This window comes from Cohnella sp. OV330 (assembly GCF_900112065.1).
Taxonomy (GTDB): Bacteria; Bacillota; Bacilli; order Paenibacillales; family Paenibacillaceae; genus Cohnella.
In genome coordinates, this window is record NZ_FOKE01000004.1 from 243,157 (window position 1) to 263,916 (window position 20,760).

20 protein-coding genes are annotated in these 20,760 nt (G+C 61.9%); 8 read left to right on the top strand and 12 right to left on the bottom strand.

Annotated elements, in window-relative coordinates:
- Nucleotides 1-39: 39 nt before the first annotated feature.
- The 3 genes from BM235_RS10975 to leuC form a co-directional block, all read right to left on the bottom strand.
- The gene (locus tag BM235_RS10975; protein WP_090112696.1) at nt 40-1,614 is read right to left on the bottom strand and encodes an N-acetylmuramoyl-L-alanine amidase; all 1,575 of its coding nucleotides are present in this window, start codon (nt 1,612-1,614) and stop codon (nt 40-42) included.
- A gap of 223 nt (nt 1,615-1,837) precedes the next feature.
- Nucleotides 1,838-2,446, bottom strand: a complete 609-nt coding sequence (leuD, locus tag BM235_RS10980; RefSeq protein WP_090112698.1) for a 3-isopropylmalate dehydratase small subunit — start codon at nt 2,444-2,446, stop codon at nt 1,838-1,840.
- Between the two features lie 18 nt (nt 2,447-2,464).
- The gene (leuC, locus tag BM235_RS10985; RefSeq protein ID WP_090112700.1) at nt 2,465-3,886 is read right to left on the bottom strand and encodes a 3-isopropylmalate dehydratase large subunit; all 1,422 of its coding nucleotides are present in this window, start codon (nt 3,884-3,886) and stop codon (nt 2,465-2,467) included.
- Nucleotides 3,887-4,009: 123 nt separating this feature from the next.
- On the opposite strand from leuC, the gene BM235_RS10990 reads away from it, so the two are divergent.
- The gene (locus tag BM235_RS10990) at nt 4,010-4,933 is read left to right on the top strand and encodes a LysR family transcriptional regulator (protein ID WP_090112702.1); all 924 of its coding nucleotides are present in this window, start codon (nt 4,010-4,012) and stop codon (nt 4,931-4,933) included.
- On the opposite strand, the gene BM235_RS10995 is transcribed toward BM235_RS10990, so the two are convergent.
- Complete coding sequence (locus BM235_RS10995; RefSeq protein WP_090112704.1) at nt 4,930-5,730, bottom strand: carbon-nitrogen family hydrolase; 801 nt, start codon at nt 5,728-5,730, stop codon at nt 4,930-4,932. The genes BM235_RS10990 and BM235_RS10995 overlap by 4 nt on opposite strands.
- 229 nt (nt 5,731-5,959) lie before the next feature.
- On the opposite strand from BM235_RS10995, the gene BM235_RS11000 reads away from it, so the two are divergent.
- The 7 genes from BM235_RS11000 (at nt 5,960) to mtnB (ending at nt 13,469) form a co-directional block, all read left to right on the top strand.
- Entirely contained in the window at nt 5,960-7,138 is a 1,179-nt protein-coding gene (locus BM235_RS11000) for a pyridoxal phosphate-dependent aminotransferase (RefSeq protein WP_090112706.1), read from the top strand.
- Between the two features lie 410 nt (nt 7,139-7,548).
- Nucleotides 7,549-8,667 carry a glutamate 5-kinase gene (gene proB, locus BM235_RS11005; protein WP_218161355.1) on the top strand — a complete coding sequence of 373 codons (1,119 nt, stop codon included), beginning with the start codon at nt 7,549-7,551 and terminating at the stop codon, nt 8,665-8,667.
- Nucleotides 8,664-9,911 carry a glutamate-5-semialdehyde dehydrogenase gene (locus BM235_RS11010; protein ID WP_090112709.1) on the top strand — a complete coding sequence of 416 codons (1,248 nt, stop codon included), beginning with the start codon at nt 8,664-8,666 and terminating at the stop codon, nt 9,909-9,911. The genes proB and BM235_RS11010 overlap by 4 nt, the downstream gene beginning before the upstream one ends.
- A 56-nt stretch (nt 9,912-9,967) precedes the next feature.
- Nucleotides 9,968-10,837 (top strand): pyrroline-5-carboxylate reductase, encoded by an 870-nt coding sequence (gene proC, locus BM235_RS11015; RefSeq protein WP_090112711.1) that lies wholly within the window; start codon nt 9,968-9,970, stop codon nt 10,835-10,837.
- Between the two features lie 78 nt (nt 10,838-10,915).
- Entirely contained in the window at nt 10,916-12,154 is a 1,239-nt protein-coding gene (locus tag BM235_RS11020) for a 2,3-diketo-5-methylthiopentyl-1-phosphate enolase (RefSeq protein ID WP_090112713.1), read from the top strand.
- Nucleotides 12,151-12,825, top strand: coding sequence for a 2-hydroxy-3-keto-5-methylthiopentenyl-1-phosphate phosphatase (locus tag BM235_RS11025; RefSeq protein WP_090112714.1), 675 nt, complete (start codon nt 12,151-12,153; stop codon nt 12,823-12,825). Before BM235_RS11020 ends, BM235_RS11025 begins: the two co-directional genes overlap by 4 nt.
- Before the next feature lie 5 nt (nt 12,826-12,830).
- Entirely contained in the window at nt 12,831-13,469 is a 639-nt protein-coding gene (mtnB, locus tag BM235_RS11030; RefSeq protein WP_090112716.1) for a methylthioribulose 1-phosphate dehydratase, read from the top strand.
- A gap of 77 nt (nt 13,470-13,546) precedes the next feature.
- Here the strand turns inward: mtnB and BM235_RS11035 are convergent, their stop codons facing one another.
- From BM235_RS11035 to BM235_RS11070, 8 genes are all read right to left on the bottom strand, one after another.
- The gene (locus BM235_RS11035) at nt 13,547-13,939 is read right to left on the bottom strand and encodes a DUF2500 domain-containing protein (protein ID WP_199408932.1); all 393 of its coding nucleotides are present in this window, start codon (nt 13,937-13,939) and stop codon (nt 13,547-13,549) included.
- Nucleotides 13,940-14,060: 121 nt separating this feature from the next.
- Entirely contained in the window at nt 14,061-14,444 is a 384-nt protein-coding gene (locus tag BM235_RS11040) for a hypothetical protein (protein ID WP_090112719.1), read from the bottom strand.
- 49 nt (nt 14,445-14,493) lie between these two features.
- Entirely contained in the window at nt 14,494-15,219 is a 726-nt protein-coding gene (locus BM235_RS11045) for a DnaD domain protein (protein ID WP_090112721.1), read from the bottom strand.
- Entirely contained in the window at nt 15,212-16,435 is a 1,224-nt protein-coding gene (locus BM235_RS11050) for an acetate/propionate family kinase (RefSeq protein WP_090112723.1), read from the bottom strand. Before BM235_RS11050 ends, BM235_RS11045 begins: the two co-directional genes overlap by 8 nt.
- Complete coding sequence (locus tag BM235_RS11055; protein WP_090112725.1) at nt 16,432-17,304, bottom strand: 3-hydroxyacyl-CoA dehydrogenase family protein; 873 nt, start codon at nt 17,302-17,304, stop codon at nt 16,432-16,434. The genes BM235_RS11050 and BM235_RS11055 overlap by 4 nt, the downstream gene beginning before the upstream one ends.
- A 206-nt stretch (nt 17,305-17,510) precedes the next feature.
- Complete coding sequence (gene hisC / locus BM235_RS11060) at nt 17,511-18,683, bottom strand: histidinol-phosphate transaminase (RefSeq protein WP_090112727.1); 1,173 nt, start codon at nt 18,681-18,683, stop codon at nt 17,511-17,513.
- A gap of 129 nt (nt 18,684-18,812) precedes the next feature.
- Nucleotides 18,813-20,078 (bottom strand): hypothetical protein, encoded by a 1,266-nt coding sequence (locus BM235_RS11065; RefSeq protein WP_090112729.1) that lies wholly within the window; start codon nt 20,076-20,078, stop codon nt 18,813-18,815.
- Nucleotides 20,065-20,589 (bottom strand): RNA polymerase sigma factor, encoded by a 525-nt coding sequence (locus BM235_RS11070; RefSeq protein WP_090113544.1) that lies wholly within the window; start codon nt 20,587-20,589, stop codon nt 20,065-20,067. Before BM235_RS11070 ends, BM235_RS11065 begins: the two co-directional genes overlap by 14 nt.
- Nucleotides 20,590-20,760: the final 171 nt, after the last annotated feature.

Below are 20,760 nucleotides of genomic sequence, written 5' to 3' on the forward strand. Positions count from 1 at the left end.
GATCTCCCCGATCGTGCGGCGCGCCGGACTCGCCGGCCGTCACGCTAAATTAAGATAAGCTTTGACCGCGGCGGCAAGACCGGCGGCCGTGCGGTTCTGGAAGTCCTCGGTGAAAAGCTTCTTTTCTTCCGTCGAGTTCGACAGATATCCGGCTTCGAACAGCACGGCCGGCATCTTGGTCTCCCGCGTGACGGCCAGGCTCTTCTGGATGACGCCGCGATCCGTCAATCCCGTGGCCGGCGTCGCGTATTGCTTGACGACGTTGGCGAAGGCAAGGCTATCCGCGCGCGTATAGTAAACTTCGGTTCCGCTGACCGTATTTTTGGTGTTGCTGTTCGCGTGTACGGACAGGAACAAATCGGCCTTGACCGAGTTGGCCAGATTGTACCTGTCCCTAAGCGAAGGGAACGTATCCGCCGAGCGCGTCATCACGATCTTGATGCGGGGATCGGTCGCCAGCAGCGCTTGTACCTTTAAAATGACGGCCAGGTTGAAGTTTTTCTCGTACTTGCCGCTGACGCCGATCGCGCCGGAGTCCGATCCGCCGTGTCCGGCGTCGAGCACGACCGTATATACCTTGTTTTGCGGCTCTTCGGTAACCGGCGGCACCGCGTCCGCGCTGAGCTTGATTTTGAGTTCGCCCGCCGAGGCGTCGTTTTGAACCTCGTAACCGTAAGCGCCGCTCAAGTCAAGCACGAAGCGCAGGGCGTTCGGGTTGCTCTGGAACAGCGAATACCGTACCTGCGTAAGCACGGGATGCCCGGCTACGGGATAGACGCCGCTCTTCGCCGTCGTACCGTTCACGACGAGATTCTGTCCGAAGTCCGAAGCGAAGTCGGACTTGGGTACGTCGACTACGATACGATCAGGCCCCGTGAGCGAGGTGACGACCGGCTGCACCGTACCCTCGTAACTTAAAATCACGGTTTCGTTTTCAAAGCGGATGCCGTGAACGTAAGCGAGACTCGCGTAAGGGTCGGTGACCGTCGTGCCGGTGCCTCCGTCGGTCGTGCCCGCGCTTCCGCCAGTCGTGCCGGTGCCGGCACCCGTGGAACCGTCCGTCGCGGGCGGATCCTCGTCGACGACGCCGATCATGCCGCCGCCGGACGAATTCCCGCCGCTTCCGCCTGCGCCGCCCTCGTTCGACCCGCCCGACGTTCCGCCGGAATCGGCCTTGGACGTGTAGATGAACGCAGACTTCGTCTTGTTGTCCCAGACGATATCCGCGCCGAAGTTGTCCTTCACGAAGATGAGCGGTACCATCGTCGTGGCCGTGGCCGGCGTCGTCTGCTTGATGATGGGCGCCGCCTCGAGCTCGCTCTCGATGCCGTTGATGGTCGCCTTCTTGCTGCCGACGGTCATGGCGATGACCGAATTCCCGTTCGTAACCGTGACCGTCTTGGTCGCGTTTTCAAACTTGACGGTGAACCCCAGGTTCTCCGTGACGGTGCGGATCGGCAGCATGACGCGGCTGTCGATCAAGGCGGGCGGTTCCTTCGGCGTCAATACGACGCCGTCCAGGATCAACTGGGGCGTGACGGTCGCCGCTGAAGCGAGACCGGCGGCCGTTAACAGCATCGATACGACAAAAAACAGGGAAATCCAGTACCTCATGCTTCACCTCGGTGTCAATGATTGGGCCGTTCCAAAAGCGGCGCTTCCGCTAAAAAAGTCCTAAGCAGACCTTTCTATCGGAAGGGGCGCTTTTTGGCTTGTCCACCCTAATTTAGACGCCGGGCAATGTCAAAAGTTGCGAGTTAAAGCGGAAAAAAAGGCCTTCTTTCCCGAAAAGTGTCGACCCGGGAAAGAAGACCCATATAGCGTTCGAAATCGGCTTTTAAAATACGTTCGCCAGTCTCTTTTCGTTTTTCGCTTCGTATGCTGCGATCTCGTCCGCATGCTGCAGCGTAAGGCCGATGTCGTCCAGCCCCTGAAGCAGGAATTGGCGGCGGTGCTCGTCGAGCTCGAACGGAATGCGCAGGCCCTGATCGTCGGTGATGACCTTGTTCTCAAGGTCGACGGTCAGCTTGTATCCTTCGTTCGCTTCGGTGCGCTTGAACAGGTCGTCGACCTGCTCCTCGCTCAGCTTGATCGGCAGGATGCTGTTCTTGAAGCAGTTGTTGTAGAAAATGTCCGCGTAAGACGGCGCGATGATGACGTTGAAGCCGTAGTCGAGAATCGCCCAAGGCGCGTGCTCGCGGGAGGAGCCGCAGCCGAAGTTGGCGCGCGACAGCAGGACCGTGGATCCTTGATAGCGCGGCTTGTTCAGGTTGAACTCGGGGATGACGGCCCCCTGCTCGTCGAATCTCCATTCGAAGAACAGGTATTGGCCGAAGCCGCTGCGCTCGATGCGCTTCAGGAATTGCTTAGGGATAATGGCGTCGGTATCGACGTTCACGCGGTCGACCGGCGCGACGAGACCCGTGGATTTGATAAATGGTTGCATATGCGTATGTCTCCCCTCTTAAGCCGTCACTTCGGACTTGAATTCCCAGTTGCGAACGTCGGTGAACTTGCCCTTGATCGCTGCGGCGGCAGCCATCTCCGGCGACACGAGGTGCGTGCGTCCGCCGCGGCCCTGACGGCCTTCGAAGTTGCGGTTGGACGTCGACGCGCAGCGCTGTCCGGGCTGGAGAACGTCCGGGTTCATCGCGAGGCACATCGAGCAGCCCGCTTCGCGCCATTCGAATCCTGCGGCGGTGAAAATCTTGTCCAGGCCTTCCTTCTCGGCCTGAATCTTGACGCGGCCGGAACCCGGCACGACGATGGCGGTGACGTTCGGGCTCACGCTATGGCCCTTGGCTACGGAAGCCGCAGCGCGCAGATCCTCGATCCGGCCGTTCGTGCAGGAGCCGATGAACACGTAGTCGATCGGAATCTCCGACATCGGGGTGCCCGGCGCCAGATCCATGTATTCGAGCGCCTTTTCGGCGGCTTTGCGTTCGTTTTCGGTCGGCAGCTGCTCCGGATAAGGCACGATCGACGTGATGCCGGTGCCCATGCCCGGGCTCGTGCCCCAGGTGACTTGCGGCACGAGCGAAGCGACGTCAAGGTCGACTTCGGCGTCGTAGACGGCGCCTTCGTCCGTCGCCAGCGCCTTCCACTGCTCGACGGCGCGGTCGAAGTCATCGCCTTGCGGCGCGTATTCGCGGCCGCGCAGGTAGTTGAACGTCGTCTCGTCCGGCGCGATCAGGCCGGCGCGGGCGCCGCCCTCGATGGACATGTTGCAGACGGTCATGCGCTCTTCCATCGTCAGTCCCGTGATCGCTTCGCCGGTGTACTCGATGACGTAGCCGGTCGCGAAGTCGGTGCCGTACTTGGCGATCAAGCCGAGGATGAGATCCTTCGCCGTGATGCCGGCCGGGCGCTTGCCGATGAAGTTGACCTTCATCGTCTTCGCCTTGGATTGCTGCAGGCACTGCGTCGCGAGCACGTGCTCGACCTCGCTCGTGCCGATGCCGAACGCCAGCGCGCCGAACGCGCCGTGCGTCGAGGTGTGGCTGTCGCCGCACACGATCGTCTTGCCCGGATGCGTCAGGCCGAGCTCGGGGCCCATGACGTGAACGACGCCTTGGTCGATCGTGTTCAGGTCGTACAGCTTGACGCCGAACTCGGCAGCGTTGGTCGTCAGCGTGTCGATCTGCTGCTTGGAGATCGGATCGGTAATATTGAAGCGGTCCTTGGTCGGCACGTTGTGGTCCATCGTCGCGAACGTCAGGTCGGGACGGCGAACCTTGCGGCCGGTCATGCGCAGGCCTTCGAACGCCTGCGGAGACGTAACCTCGTGAACGAGGTGCAGATCGATATACAAAATGCTAGGCTTGCCCGCTTCCGAATGAATCACGTGATTGTTCCAAATTTTCTCGAACATCGTTTGTTTGCTCATTTTACATTCACCCCGTGTAGATATCCTCGTCTAGAATGATTCTATAATAACATTGGTTCTATCATTGTTCCAAGATATAATATCTATAAAGTTGATAGTCCAAACGAATAAGGAGAAACTTCCATGGAATTCAGATTGCTTCATTACGTCATCCAAATCGCCGCCGAGCGGAATTTCTCGCGCGCCGCCGAAAAGCTTCATATCGCGCAGCCTTCGCTCAGCCAGCAGCTGTCCAAGCTCGAGAAGGAGCTCGGCGTGCTGCTGTTCAAACGGACGACCAACAGCGTCGAGCTGACCCATGCCGGAACGGTATTCGTCGAAAAGGCGCAGCGAATCGTCGATATGACCGAGCAGCTGCGGCGCGAGATGGAGGATATCGCAGACCTGCGCAAAGGCCGGGTCGTCGTCGGCACCTTGCCGATCACGGGATCGCACATCTTGCCGCATGTGCTGCCCGCGTTCCGCGAGGCTTACCCCGACATCGAGATCGCGCTCGTCGAGGAGGCGTCGGCCACGCTCGAACAGTTGACCGCGAGCGGCGGCACGGACGTCAGCCTACTCACGCTGCCCCTGGTCGAACCGACCCTCGCCTACGATCCGATCCTCGAGGAAGAGATCTGCCTGGCGGTCCCCCGGGATCATCGGCTGGCGGCGAACGGCGCGGCCGAAGCGGACGTCGGCGCGCTCGCGGACGAGGCGTTCGTCATGCTGAAAAAGGGCCAGGGCTTTCGCGCGATCGCGGTCGGCCTTTGCCGCCAGGCGGGCTTCGATCCGCGCGTCGCCGTAGAGAGCACCAATATCGAGACGGTGCAATCGCTCGTCGCCGCCGGCATGGGCATCGCCTTCGTCCCGCAGATGATCACGCGCAGGGAGCACGACGGCCTGCAGCCGGTCTACTTGTCGCTGAAGGGACGGCCGACGCGAACGCTGGTCATCGCCTACCGGAAAGGCAGGTACCTGTCCAACGCGGCCGAGGCGTTCATCTCGACGTTCCGGGATACGATGCGCAAGCTGGAGCCTTCCCGAGCCGAGGGCGCATCCTTTTAATAGAGCGACGGCCTGCGGTCTTCGAATACGGGGATTCTACCGCGAACCTCGTCCGTTAGCGACAGATCGATCTCCGCGCGCAGAATCGTCTCTTCCTCGCCCGCTTCGGCGACGATCTCGCCGCAAGGATCCACGACCATCGAGTGGCCGAAAAAACGCGTCTCTCCGCTCGTGCCGCTGCGGTTGCAGGCGACGACATACATCTGGTTCTCGATGGCGCGCGCCTGGAGCAGCGTCCGCCAGTGGTGCAGGCGCGGATGCGGCCATTCCGCCGGCACGAACAGCACCTTCGCGCCGTCCAGCGCGAGCTTGCGCGCGAGCTCCGGAAAGCGGATGTCGTAGCAGATCATCGCGCCGGCCGGCACGCCTTCGAGCTCGAACCGTCCCGGCCGCTCGCCCGCTTCGAGATGCAGATGCTCGTCCATGAGCTTAAATAGATGAATCTTGGCGTACTCCGCGATCAGGCTGCCCGTGCGGTCGAAAGCGTACGAGGTGTTGGTCACGCCCCCGCCGAGGGCGGCGCGGCTGGCCGCGACCGAGCCCGCTACCACGTTCACGCCGTGCTTCCGGCTGAACGAGGAAATGAAGTCGATGGTGCGGGCGCCCTCCGCGTCGGCAATCTCGCGAATGCGCGCGAGCTCGTAGCCCGTATTCCACATTTCCGGCACGACGATGACGTCGGGCTTGCTCTCCCCGCCCGCCGCCCGCTCCAGCAGCGCCGCCAAACGTTCGAAATTATCGTCCGGATGTCCTGCGTGTATGTCCATTTGGATGAGAGCCAGCTTCAGCTTGTTCATTCATCATCTCTCCTTCGCTAAGACGGCTAAAGGTCGCGCCCTAGCCTGCAAGTAGCCTCATCGTAACCGATTCGCGGCACCCGGACAAGAAGCTCCATCTCCCCCTTTTCCGATTGTCCTACTCAATCTCTTGTGCTATTGTCATCGTAGACTGTATATTCAACGTGGTGCCTTAGGATAAGCAATTGGAATAGCAACTAATGAAAGCAACGGAGCGTGAAGCTGTATCATGTCCATCTCCATTCAACCCGCGGACCGGATGTCGGGACTGCCGGAGCAATTTTTCGCGGCGCTCGTCGGCAGGGCGAACGCCCGCGCGGCGACCGGACGCGACGTTATCAACCTCGGCCAGGGCAATCCCGATTTGCCCACTCCTTCGCATATCGTCGACAAGCTGAAGGAAGCGGCCGAAAATCCGCTTTACCACAAATATCCGCCGTTCCGCGGATTTCCTTTTTTGAAGGAAGCCGTAGCGAAGCGTTATAAAGAAGATTACGGCGTCGAGCTCGATCCCGCCACCGAAGTCGCGATCCTCTTCGGCGGCAAGACCGGACTCGTGGAGATCAGCCAGTGCCTGCTCAATCCCGGCGACGTCTGTCTCGTGCCCGATCCCGGCTATCCCGATTACTGGTCGGGCGTGGCGCTTGCGGGCGCGAGAATGAGCCAGATGCCGCTGCTCGCGAAGAACGGCTTCCTGCCCGACTACGAGGCGATTCCTGCCGAAGATCTGGCTCGCGCGAAGCTCATGTTCCTCAATTATCCGAACAATCCGACCTCTGCCGTAGCGACGCCTGAATTTTATGCGGACACCGTGCGCTTCGCGGAGCGGCACGGCGTCGTCGTGGCGAGCGACTTCGCCTACGGGGCGATCGGATTCGACGGCCGCCGGCCCGTGAGCTTCCTCGAGACGCCGGGCGCCAAGGAGGTCGGCATCGAATTTTATACGTTGTCCAAGACGTATAACATGGCCGGCTGGCGCGTCGGCTTCGCGCTCGGCAACAGCAAGATCATCGAGCTGCTCAACCTGATCCAGGACCACTACTATTGCAGCTTGTTCGGCGGCATCCAGGAAGCGGCCGCGCTCGCGTTGACCGGCCCGCAGCAGGCGGTGACGGATCTGGTCTCCGTCTACGAGCGCCGGCGCGACGCGCTTTACGACGCCCTGGCCTCGCACGGCTGGCAAGCGCCGAAGCCCGACGGCTCGTTTTTCTGCTGGCTGCCGGTGCCCGAAGGACACGACTCCGCTTCCTTCGCCAACCTGCTGCTGGAAGAAGCGGATATCGTCGTCGCGCCGGGGATCGGCTTCGGCACGCACGGCGAAGGCTATGTCCGCCTCGGGTTGCTGGCGCCGGAAGAACGGCTCCGCGAAGCCGCCGCGCGCATCGGACGGCTCGGGTTGTTCCGCTGAGCCGATCCGCCTAGCGGACGTTCGCTTTCTTTACAAGGCTTTGGGGCCGTGCTATTCTTAAACCAACCGGCATCGCCAGCCATGGCGGTGCCTCCGTCCTCGATAAAACGCTATGACGGGAAACGAAGGAAATTCGCGCCGATCAGAGAGCAAATTCCGTTGGCTGGGAGAATTTGCGCGGTCGCCCTCCTTCCCCCATCCCCGAGCGGCCGGCGAAGAGCCGGATGGAGCCCGCCATTACCGGGCGTTCAAGCGGACGTTTCCCCGCCCTCGCGGCAGGGAACGTCAACGAAGGTGGTACCGCGGGAGCCAGGCTCTCGTCCTTTGAACAGGACGGGAGCTTTTTTGTTTGCGTTTCAGCGCGATACGCTTAAATGTTGGATCATGCACACGGAAAGGAAGCGGTAAGGATGCGTCGCATCGTCGTCAAGATCGGCAGCAGCTCGCTCGCGGGCGAATCCGGAGGCCTGAACCGGGACAGCTTCGGCTACTTCGCCGCCGAAATCGCCGCCCTGCACCGCCAGGGCTTGCAAACCTTGCTCGTCAGCTCGGGCGCCATCGCGGCCGGCTACCGGGCGGTCGGTTACGAGGCCAGGCCGAAGCTCGTGCACGAAAAGCAGGCTGCGGCCGCCGTCGGCCAGGCGCTGCTCATGCAGGCTTATCAGGAGGCGTTCGCGCCCTACGGCATCGCTGCCGCGCAAATCTTGCTCACGCGGCCGGACTTCAGCCAGCGGCAGCGCGCGCAAAACGCGCAGCGTACGATCGAGGAGCTTTTGCGCCAAGGGGTCGTGCCGATCATTAACGAAAACGACACCGTCGCCGTCGACGAGATCAAATTCGGAGAGAACGATTCCCTTTCCGCGCTCGTCGGGAATCTCGTCAAAGCGACAGGCCTGTATATTCTGACCGACATCGAAGGGTTGTTCACGGCCGATCCGCGCAAGGACGCTTCGGCCGTGCGCATCGACCGCGTGGAGGTCATCTCCGAGGAGCTGTACCGGATCGCGGGCGGCGCCGGCTCGTCGGTCGGCACGGGCGGCATGCGTTCCAAGATCGAGGCGGCCCGCATCGCCATGGGCGGCGGCGTGCCGACGTTCGTCGGACGCTCGACCGAACCGGGCGACCTGCTGGCTGCGGTCGAAGGCCGTGGCAGGGGCACTTACTTCGCGGCCTCCCTCCACTCGCTGCCGGCGAAAAAGCAATGGATCGGCTTTTTGTCTGTCCCCCAGGGCCGCGTCTTCGTCGACCCCGGCGCCGAAGCGGCGCTGCTGAACGGCGGACGCAGCCTGCTGCCCGCGGGCGTCACGCATGTCGAAGGCGAATTCCACCCCGGCGACGTGGTCGAGGTCGTGAGCGGCGGCCGAACGCTCGGGCGCGGCGTATCGAACTACGACGCCTGGCAGGTCACCGCGGTGGCCGGACTGTCTAGCGAAGAAGCCGCGCGACGCGTAGAAGTCGGGCGCATCGAGATCATACACAGAGACGAATGGGTCACGACTTACGTACCCAAGGAGGCGAAGGGATCATGAGCGAAGCGAGAAACAAAGCGATCGCGGCCGGTACGGCGACGGCTGCCCTGAACAATCTGACCACTGCGCAAAAGAACGAAGCGCTCGCCCTGATGGCGGACGCGCTCGTCGCGAACCGGGACGATATCATCGCCGGCAACGACATCGACATCGAACGCGGACGGGCAGGCGACACGTCCGAGTCTCTCCTCGACCGGCTGCGCCTCGATTACAAACGCATCGAGGCGATCGCGCAAGGTTTGCGCGAGGTCATCGCCTTGCCCGATCCGGTCGGCGAGAAGGTCGCCGCATTCGAACGGCCGAACGGTCTTCGGATCGAGCAGCTGCGCGTACCGATCGGCGTCGTGGGCATCATTTATGAAGCGAGGCCGAACGTGACCGTAGACGCCGCCGGGCTATGCCTGAAAACGGGCAATGCCGTCGTGCTCCGCGGCGGATCCGCGGCCATCGAGTCTAACAAGCGGATCGTGGCGGCCCTTCGCGGCGCGCTGCGCAAGAGCGCGATCCCCGAAGACGCGCTGCAGCTCGTCGAGGATGCGAGCCGGGCTTCGGCCAACGAAATGCTGAAGCTGAACGGCCTGCTCGACGTCATCATTCCGCGAGGCGGCGCCGCGCTCATCCGCAACGTCGTCGAAAACGCCACCGTGCCCGTCATCGAGACCGGCGCGGGCATCTGCCACACCTATGTCGACGCGACGGCAGACTATGAGATGGCCGAAGCGATCGCGTTGAACGCGAAGGTTCAGCGCCCTTCCGTCTGCAACTCGATGGAGACGCTGCTGATCCACGCGGACTTCGCGGGCAAGCATCTCGAGCGGCTGGCCGACAGCTTCCGCCGGGCAAGCGTGGAGCTGCGCGCCGACGCCGCCGCAAAGGCCCGCGTATCGTGGGCGATCGAAGCGACGGACGAAGATTACGCGACCGAATACAACGACTATATATTGAACGTTCGCGTCGTGCATGATCTCGACGAGGCGCTGGCCCACATCGCCAGATTCGGCACGAAGCATTCCGAATGCATCGTGACCGAGAATCAAGCGAACGCCGACCGCTTCCTGCAAGAGGTCGACGCAGCCGCGGTCTATCACAATGCATCGACCAGGTTCACGGACGGCTTCGAGTTCGGTTTCGGCGCCGAGATCGGCATCAGCACCCAAAAGCTTCATGCGCGCGGACCGATGGGTCTGCCTGCGCTGACCTCGACCAAATACCGCATTCGAGGCCAAGGACAAATTCGGGGATGACGATTCATTCCATTAATGATTAAAGTCGTTAAATACATGACGGGAGACGAACAGCGATGAATGCAACTCAAGACAAACTCGCCCACTCTAAAATCTGCTTTTACGGCGCCGGGTCGATGGCGGAGGCCCTCGTCCGCGGTATAGTGGACACCGGGGCCGCGCCGGCAGGCAACATCACGGTGTTCAACCGCGCGAACGCCGAGCGGCTCGCGGAGCTTCGCGGACGCTACGGCGTCCTGACCGCGGACAACGAAGCCGCCAGGCAAGACGCGTTGCTGACCGCGGACGTCATCGTGCTGACGATGAAGCCCAAGGACGCCGCGGCGGCCCTTAAGGCGCTCGCGCCCGTGCTGCGCGAGGATCAGCTCATCGTCTCGGTCATCGCCGGTCTATCGACCGAGACGATCCAAGCGCTGACGCGCGCAGGCCAGCCCGTCGTGCGAACGATGCCCAACACGTCCAGCAGCATCGGGCTCGGCGCGACCGGCATCGCCTTCTCAGAAGGCTTGCCCGAAGACGCGCGGCGCCTCGCGCTCGACATGTTCGGCGCCGTAGGCATCGCCCAAGTCGTCGAGGAGCGGCTGCTCGAAGCGGTGACCGCCGTGTCGGGCAGCGGCCCTGCCTACATCTACTTCGTCATGGAGGCGATGATCGCCGCCGGCGTCGCGCAAGGCCTAACGCCCGAAACGGCGCGCGAGCTGACCGCGCAGACGGTTCGCGGCGCGGCAGAAATGGTTCGGCTTACCGGCGAGGAACCCGCAGAGCTGCGCCGCAGGGTCACTTCCCCGAACGGCACGACCCAGGCGGCCATCGAGACGATGCAGCGGCTCGGCGTCGAAGCGGCGATCTCGGCGGCGATGGACAGCTGCGCGGAGCGCGCCGGCGAAATGGGGCGCGCGATCGCCGAAGAGGCGCTGCGCGGCTGAACGCTCGCCCGACCTCTCGCATCAGGCTAACGGACGAAGCGTTTTATCCGATTTTGAACAGAAAGAAGGTATCGCAAAATGAGCGTCAACATGAGCCAGGCGTCCTATCGCCTATTCGACGACAAGGCGGACTTCGCCAAAAAAGCCGAAGGCATCGCCGTCGGCCTGACCGTCGGGAGCTGGACCGAGCTGCCGGAAGTCGCCAAGCAAAAAATGGAGAAGCATCTGGGCCGCGTCGTCTCCGTCGAGACCCATGAGCCGGCAGGCGCCGGCCCGGGCGAACGCTACGCCGATATTACGATCGAATATCCCGACGTCAACTTCAGCAGGGACCTTCCGGCCCTGCTCGTAACCGTATTCGGCAAGCTGTCGATGGACGGCCGCATCAAGCTGACCGGTTTGAAGCCTTCCGCCGAGTTCCTGTCCGCCTTCCCGGGTCCCAAGCTTGGACTCGCCGGCGTCCGGGATTATCTCGGCGTCAGCGACCGTCCGCTCCTCATGAGCATTTTCAAATCCGTCATCGGCTACGACCTGGCGGGCTTGAGAGAACAATTTCTCCAGCAGGCGCTCGGCGGCGTCGACCTGATCAAGGACGACGAGATTTTGTTCGAAAACCCGCTCACCCCGCTGGAGCGCCGCGTCGAGGCGTGCATGTCGGCCGCCCGTGAAGCGGAAAGCGTCACCGGACAGAAGCTGATCTACTTCGCCAACCTGACGGGACCGACGTCCAAGCTGCGCGAAAACGCCCTGCGCGCCATCGATGCCGGCGTCAACGGCCTGCTGTTCAACGTGCTGGCTTACGGCTTCGACGCGCTGGCCGAGCTGGCCGCCGACCCTGCCGTCAATGTCCCGATCGCGGCGCACCCGGCGATGGCCGGCGCCTACTATCCTTCGCCGCATCACGGCATTTCGGCGTCCGCCCTGCTCGGCACGCTCATACGGATCGCCGGTGCGGATCTGTCCCTCTTCCCTTCGCCTTACGGCTCCGTCGTCATGCCGAAGGCCGAGAACCTGGCGGTCCAGGATGCGCTCGTCAACGCCGAGCTGCCCCAAAAGGCCGTCCTGCCGGTGCCGTCCGCGGGCATCCACCCCGGCCTCGTGCCGCTGATCGTCCATGACTTCGGACGCGACGTCGTCGTCAACGCCGGCGGGGGCGTCCACGGCCATCCGCTCGGCGCGGCCGCCGGCGGACAAGCCTTCCGGCAGGCGATCGACGCCGTGCTCGCCGGCCAGGACCTTGAAGCCTATGCGTCCGCCGGCGGCGACCGCGAGCCGCTGAAGCTCGCGATCGAGCGCTGGGGGGTGCGCCGCCCTTGAGCAAGCGAACTTTTAACAAGCCGCCCGTCCTGTTCTGCGACTTCGACGGCACCATCACCCTCAGCGACAATATCGTCGCCGTCATGAAGCAGTTCGACCCGCCCGGCTGGCGGCCGATCGTGGATGACATCGTCGCGCTGCGCAAATCCGTGCGCCAGGGCGTCGGCGAGATGTTCGCCTTGATCCCCTCCGCCCAAAGGCAGGAGATCACGGATTACATCCTGTCCACGGCCGGCATCCGTCCCGGCTTTCAATCCTTGCTCGATTGGTGCAAGGACAACGGCGTCGAGTTTTACGTGACGAGCGGCGGCATCGACTTTTTCGTCTACCCGATGCTGGCGCCGTTCGACATTCCGCTCGATCATATTTATTGCAACGGCAGCAGCTTCGAAGGCGAGCGCATCGAGATTTTGTGGCCGCATGCCTGCGACGACGCGTGCGACAACGATTGCGGCATGTGCAAGACAACGGTCATCCGCCGCTTTCCGAAAGATCAGTACACGCGGATTCTAATCGGGGACAGCGTGACGGATTTTGCGGGCGCAAAGCTGGTCGACCTCGTGTTCTCCCGCTCCCACCTGACGGAGCGCTGCGCCGAGCTGGGACTGCCCCATGTGCCGTTCGAGACGTTCCACGACGTCGTCAGACATCTGGATGAAGGAGATTGGTAAAACGTATGAGCGACATTTTACTTGAAGACAAGCAGCGGGTATACCGCGAACTGGACGCGGTCAAATCGGACTTCGCTTCACGGGGCTGGTTCCCGGGCACGAGCGGCAATCTATCGATGCGGGTCGGCAGCTTCGAGCCGGACCGCTTCGCATTCGCGGTAACGGCGAGCGGCAAGGACAAGGCCGCTTCGACGCCGGAGGACTTCCTGCTCGTCGACCAGTCGGGCGCGCCGATCGAGTCTACGCGGCTCAAGCCGTCGGCGGAGACGCTGATTCATTGCGAGATTTACCGCCAGACGGGCTGCGGCGCCATTTTCCATATTCATTCCGTGTTCAACAGCATCGTCTCCGAGCTTTTCTGGGAGCGGCGCGCCGTTCCCGTCGAAGGCGTCGAGCTGATCAAAGCGTTCAACATTTGGGACGAGGAGGCCGTCATCGACGTTCCGATCGTTTCCAACTTCGCCGACGTTCCTCGCATCGTGCCGGAGGTCAAGGATCGCCTGGACAAACGGATCCCCGGCATTTTGCTGCGCAAGCACGGCATCTATGCCTGGGGCCGCGACGCGTTCGAAGCGCGCAAGCATCTGGAGGCGTTCGAGTTTCTGTTCGAATACGTCTACCGGATGGCGCTGTTGAAGCGCTGACCGATCGCCTACCATGCATGCAAAGAGCCCGCCTTCCTTACCGGAAGCGCGGGCTTGTTTTTTCGCATGAGATTAACTCACGACCTGCCGACGAGCCGCAAGCCCCTGTCTTTTTCCCGCTCGAAGCCGTAGAAGCGCGTGCCCTGATACGTTAACATGCCGGCATCCTGCTCCGCCAACAGCCCGTACTCGCCGCCGCTCATCTTGAATTCGATGCGCGCGCCGTCCGAGAGCTCGAACGTCGCGTAGTAGTAAGTATCCGACTGGTGATGGGAGATGCCGTCGTCGTGATGATGGCGATAATGGACGAGCGAACGCTTGGAGACGACGCGGGAGGCGACGGACAACAGCGGCTGCTTGTTGTTGTGGCTCCACTCTCCGATGCTACGGACGCCGAAGATCGCGATGATGCCGAGTACCACGCAGAACAGAACCGGAAGAATGACCTGCAGTTCGCCCAAAATGTCCAAATCGATCCGCTCCTCTCAGTTCCTGTCGCCGGCCTAGCCGCTTATACCTATATGTACGCGGCTCGGTCCGAAAACTTAACTGAAAAAAACGGAATCGCCATCCGGCCCGGAAACGAAACGATTAGGGCTTCGTAGACTTGACCTTGCTGACGTGACGGAAGCGGAGCGCCGACCAGACGGCATCGATCGCGACGTTGCTGACGACGCGGTAATCGGTCCGGGTCTCCATGATCCGCCACAGCAGATCCCGGTTCAAATCGGTCTGAACCTTGGCGGATTGCTTCGGATACGAGATCCAGCATACGGCGTCCGGCTGCAGCAGCGGGATGATTTTCGGCAGCGTTTTCAGCACGTCCTCGGTGTTTTTGACGAACACGAGCACAAAGTCGAATCTGCCCTCCGCCTGCGTCTCGGCGTCTACGCCGAGGTCGAAGCCTTCCGGCGCCCCGTATACGAGCGCCTTCCCCGTCTTGTAATACAATTTCTGATAAAGCGGCTTTTCCATCGTCGCATGCTCCTTCTTGTCATCTGGCTAAAGCGGCCGACCCTATCGGTCAACGCCCGGTGCGGAAGCGCTGGGCGTGCGCCCTTGCGTCCTCTACGCTGCGGACCCGATTGCGGCTCCATTCGAGCAATATTCTGTCCATATATCGAAAAGAAAGCTTGCCCGCGAACACCGATTCCTTGAGCGCGAACAAGATCAATTCCTCCGCGTACTTGTCCTGGTCGAGCCAGCCGGCGATCGTCTCCGCCTCCATCGGCGAGATCGGACGCCCGAACTCCCGCTCGAATACGGCGAACAGGCTGACCGTCTCGGCGTCCGGGCCGTCCTCCCGCGCCGATCGGTCTCCCGTTGCATAGTCCGCGGCTCCCGACGCGGCGAACGACGACGGAGACCCCGCCGCCCGAACGGGGGCTTCGCCCGACGCGACCAGCTGCGCGATCGCCTGGAACAGGCCGGCCAGGTTGTAGCGCTCGGCTCTGATGCCCGACACCGGGTCGCTCACCTCGTCGATCGCGATCAAGCCGCGGCGGATGAGCTTCTGCAGCGACTCGCCGATGACGGCGCCCGACGCCCCGAGCCGCTGTTGAAGCTGCTCCATCGTCGGAAAATCGTTCTGCTCCAGCTGCCTGAAGGCGACGACCTGGATCAGCAGCATGCAGTCCGTGTCGGTCAGCCCCAGCATCCGGTAGACGCGCAGCAGCGCGTAGGGAATGCTGGCCGCGCCGTCCATGTAAGCTTCGGCCAGGCTGGCCGCCATGCCGCTGGCGTCATTCATTAGCTGCAGCCTCCTCGGCCGCCTTCACGAGCCTAAATGTGTCGCGCGCGATAAGCAGCTCTTCGTTCGTCGGCACGACGAGGACCTCGACCTTGGAAGCATCCGTCGAGATTCTGCGAGAATCGCCGGAGCGGACGCGGTTGCGCGAATCGTCGAGCTCGATGCCGAGGAACGTCAAGCCTTCGCAGACCGCCTTGCGCAGCACGTCCGAGTTTTCGCCGACGCCTGCCGTGAACAGCAGCACGTCGATGCCGTTCATCGCGGCCGCGTAGGCGCCGACGTACTTGCGGATGCGGTAGGCGTACATCTCGAACGCGGTCCTCGCGGGCTCGCTGCCTTCGTTCATCGCCTGCACGACTTCGCGCATGTCGCTGCTGATGCCGGAGATCGCGATCAGGCCGCTGTGCTTGTTCAGCATGGAGTTGACCTCCGACAGCGTCAGCTCCTCCTTGTTCATCGCGTACGGCACGATCGCGGGATCCAGATCTCCGCTGCGCGTGCCCATCATGAGCCCCTCGAGCGGCGTCATGCCCATGCTCGTGTCGAACGACTTGCCGTCCAGTATCGCCGTGCAGCTCGCGCCGTTGCCGATATGGCAGCTGACGATCTTCAGCTCCTCGAGCGGCTTTTCCAAATATTCGGCTGCCCGCTTGCTCACGTAATCGTGCGACGTCCCATGGAAACCGTAGCGACGGATCTGATGCTTGCGGTAGAGCACCATCGGAATCGCGTACAAGTACGAGGTCTTGGGCATCGTCTGATGAAAGGCCGTATCGAATACGACCGCCTGCGGAACGTCCGGCAGGTTCGTCTCTACGGCAAGAATGCCCATCATATGGGCCGGGTTGTGCAGCGGCGCCAGGTCGAACAGCTTGCGAACCTCCAACTTGACGTCCGCGTCGATGAGCACCGACTCGCTGAACGTCTCCCCTCCGTGAACGATCCGATGGCCGACGGCCTGCACCTCGTCGATATTGCGCAGCACGCCGAAGCGGCGATGCGTCAGCATGTCGAGCACCTTGCGGACGGCGGTCGTATGCTCGAGAATCTCGCTGACCTCGCGTACCTCCGGCTGACCTTCGACCTCGTGCGTCAGGATCGACGACTCCATGCCGATCCGTTCCACGCGGCCTTTGGCGAGCACGTTTTCCGTCTTCATGTCGTACAACTGGTACTTCAGCGAGGAGCTTCCCGCGTTGATGACTAGCACGTTCATGACTGGCGCTCACCGTCCTTCGTATACTTGAAGAAGCCTTGTCCCGACTTCACGCCGAGTTGGCCTGCGCGAACCTTCTTCTTCAGGAGGATCGACGGCCTGTACTTGAGCTCCCCGTATTCCCTGAACATCCGGTCGAGCGCCGCCCATACCGAGTCTAGGCCGAACCGATCCGCCATCTCGAGCGGGCCGTAGTGAAACTGGTATCCGATGCGCATCGCCGCGTCGATATCCTCCGGCGAGGCCACCCCCTCCTGAAGCACGCTCAGCGACTCGTTGATGAGCAGGCAGATGAGCCGCGTCGTCACGAAGCCGGGCGACTCGAACACCATGATGCCCTTTTTGGACAGATCCCGCTCGATGAACTCTTTCGTCCGCTCGTACGTGTCGTCGGACGTCTGCAAGCCCCGCACGATCTCCACGACGTCGATCCGGAACGCCGGATAAACGAAGTGCATGCCGATCACGCGCTCGGGATGCTTGGTCACGCTGGCCAGCTCGGTGAGGCTGAGCGTCGACGTATTGCTCGCCAGCACGCGGCCTTCGGGTATAATATCGTCCAGCTGCTGGAAGACCGCTTTCTTGCTTTCCAGATCTTCGCTGATCGTCTCGATGATCAAATCGCATTCGGCGAGATGCTCTAGCGAAGGCTCGGCATGGATCCGATTCAATATGAGTTTTTTCTCCGCTTGCGTAATGGCCCAACGCTCGATCTGACGGTCGAGGTTTTTCTCGAGCGCGAGCTGCGCCTGCTTCAGGCGCGCGCCGGAGCTGTCGGTCATATGCACGTCCAGCCCTTTGGCAGCCAGCATCTCCGCGATGCTCTGGCCCATCGTCCCCGCCCCTACTACGCCGATCGTCCGAAACATCCGCCGTACTCCTTCCCCGATTGCGCGTTCTGCATCCAACCTGACTTTCCCATATTAACATACCCGCTCTCCGACATAAACCGACGCGGCCTGCGGAATCCGGGAAGGGTTTGCGTCGGTTTTGCGTCGGGAATGTGACAAGCGGGCATTCGTGCCTTTGCTGCATCCGGAAAACGTCGTTCGCCGTTCAAACGACGTTTATCCGTTTAGGATAGCTTCTCGTCGGCGAATCGTAAAACGTCGGACAAACAAGCGAGCAGCAGGTCGATCTCCTCCGCGGTTCCCACCGATATGCGCAGCCGATCGTGCAGTCCCCATCCCGTCCCGCTTCGGACGATGACGCCCCGCCTTAGCAATTCGCCGTATACAGATGCCGTCCGTCTACCGAAGTCCGCGAGCACAAAGTTAGACTGCGAGGGCACTGAGCGAACGCCGAGACGTTCGAGTCCTTCGCGCAGGCGAATGCGGCCCGCCGCGTTCTTGCGCAATGTCGCTTCAAGATGCGTCTCGTCGTCCAGAGCCGCGGCCGCCGCGGCCTGGGCGAGCGCGTTGACGTTGAACGGCTCCTTCACGGCGAGCATATGCGCGATGACGTCCGCCGGGCCTGCGGCGAAGCCCGCCCGGATGCCCGCAAGCCCGTAAGCTTTGGAAAAGGTCTGCAGCACGACGAGCCGGGCTCCTTTGCGGAGCAATTCGAATCCGTCGGCATAATCCGGCGCGTCCGCGAAATGCGAATAAGCGGCATCCAGCACAAGCAGACACCTTTCCGGCAGACGCGACAGCAAATACGCGAGCTCCGTCTTCGGCATGTACGTACCGGTCGGATTGTTCGGCGAGCAGACGAACACCAGCTTCGTGCGCGGGTCCACCGCAGCCAGCAGGTCGTCGGCTCGCAGCGCAAAGGAATCGGGCAGCGGCACCGCGATCGTCTCCGCGTTCATGAGACGCCCGCCGAAGGCGTATTCGCTGAACGTCGGCGCGTACGTCGCGATTCGATCGCCCGGCTCTAGATAAGCTTCGCAGATGAGCGTGATGAGCTCGTCCGCGCCGTTCGCTACGATAAACTGGGCGTCGTCCAGAGACAGCTTCGCCGCCAGCTTGCTTCGAAGCAGCCCGGCACGGTCGTCGGGATAGCGGTGCATATCCGGCAGCATATCGCGGACGGCTTGAAGGGCGAGCGGGGACGGACCGAGCGGATTTTCGTTGGATGCCAGCTTGACGACCCGTTCGAGTCCGTATTCGGCTCGGATGTCCGCGATCGAACGTCCGGGAACGTAAGGCTGCATGGCCGCGAGCGCCGCGCGGGGCGACGGGCCCGGCGCAGCCTGGTCCTGGGTCGTTGAAACGGATGGTTCGATGGACGGATTACGGTTTTGCATAGCATCGATCAGCTCCTGTACGCTTGATAATGCTATATTATATCACCGCGTTAACATAATAAAGCGTTAATGTAAAAAACAAGACTGTAATTCGTCCGTGAAGCACGAATTGCAGCCCTGTTGATGTACTTACTTCACGCTGCGTACGGTCGAATCGTCCACGAGCACCGTAGCGAGCTGTTTTTTCCAGCTGTCCAAATATTTGTCTTCCTTCGCCCACTGCGCCATGATCAGCGATTCGTTCGATTGAAGCGGAATGCGGAGCGGATCCTGCTCCCCGCCAAGCAAATGGTAAGGGTACACCACGAGCTCGCCGTCCAGCACGATCACGAGCATGTCCTCGTTGGGCGACGAAAATGCGTCCTTGGCGCCTGGCTCGATCTGAAGAATCTGCGACCAGGTCGGGTACAGCGTGTCGAACTTGTTGATCGATTCGGGCAGCGGGGTCGACAGCTCCGTCAGCGTCTTGTTCGCAAGGGGCGCGTAAGGCTGCCCGGCCGTGTCTGCCGCCGCCGCTACCCAGCTGCCCGTACGACGGATGATCGACCACTGCTCCGTATGCGCAACGGGCGCCGCAGCGTCCTTTTCCGCGACCGGCGTCTCGGTCGCCTCCGCGGTTTTCATCGCTTCTTCGAGCGAGACGTGCGGCTCGGATTCGGGCTCGAACGCCGTGCGCTGCGCGCCCGCCGCCAGCTGATCCATATCCTTCACCCATCGATAGACGCGGTTCGGGGCGTCCGACGGATTTTGCTCGACCGATACGTACTTGTTGCCCACGAACAGCAGCCGTTCGGCCAGCGGCGCCGCTGACGATTCGCGGAGCGCGCCGAGGTCGGTCTTGGCCGCATCTTTGCCCGTCACGGGGTAAGCGATCAGTTTCTGGGCGAGCGCCTGGCTGCCTGCGTCTGTCGATACGGCTTCGATCTTCCAAAAGTTCTGGCCATAAGGCATCACGATGCCTTCTCCCTGCGCCGCAAGCTCGAACTGCCCGTCCGTCGGCGCGATAAAGAGGGTCCGATAGCTGCTGACGACGTTGCCGTCTTCGCTTTTCGGGTCTGCGCGAAGACCGAGCAGCAGCGCTGAATGCAGCTCCGCGTCTGCGTCGGCGAATAGGGGCGCTTCCGTACCGGCGGTCTGGCCTGCCCGCTGCAGGTCCATCGAACCGGCAGGGCCGCCCGAGCCGAACGACCAATGCCACAAGCCTACGAACAGAAGCAGCACGGCCATCGCCGCGAGACCCGCGCCGTGCCAGCCGAACCGAAGGAACGGATGGCGACGTCCCACGGGACGCTCGATCGCTTCCTCGATGCGGGCGACCAGCCTCGCGTCAAAACCGTGCTTGATGAGCGGGCCGCGCGATAGCTGCTGCTTGAGGTCTTTATCATTCGGTTCCATGGCCGTTGCGCTCCTTCATTTTCGCGATTTTGCGACGAGCGTGAAACATCCGCGACTTGACGGTCCCTTCGGTCACGCCGAGCACGTCTGCGATCTCCTTCAGCGACAGCTGATGATGCGCGTAAAGGATCAGCACCTCCCGCGATTTGACCGGCAGCTTCATCACTTGCTTCCACAGGTCGTTCACGGCGTACTGCTCGATGACGTCGTCCTCGACGGAGCGCCGCTGGCCGGTATCGAGACTCCAGTCCGTAAGCGACACCCGGCGGATGAACGCCGAGCGCTGATGGTCGATCACCGTATTGCGCGTAATCGTGAGGAGCCAGGTCTTGATGGACGAATCGCTTCGGAACGTGTCCAGGTTTTTGAAAACCTTGACGAATACGTCCTGCGTAATGTCGTCCGCCACGTCCCATTTCCGCGTCAGGCTGTAGGCGAAATTCCACACCTCTTTGCCGTAGGCGGTCATCAGCTCGTGGAGCACCGTTTTTTTGTCGTCGGAATCGCTCATGTATTTTAGGTATTCGAAATTGGCGTCGGAGTTCTGCAAACAACCACCTCATTATTGGACGAAGACAAATGACTTCCGGTTCAAATTATTATGTTACCACAATTATTTGGTTCGGTCATTTCCTGTCGTCCCCGGGCGATGCAGGCCCCTTTCGGCAGGAATCCCGCAGGA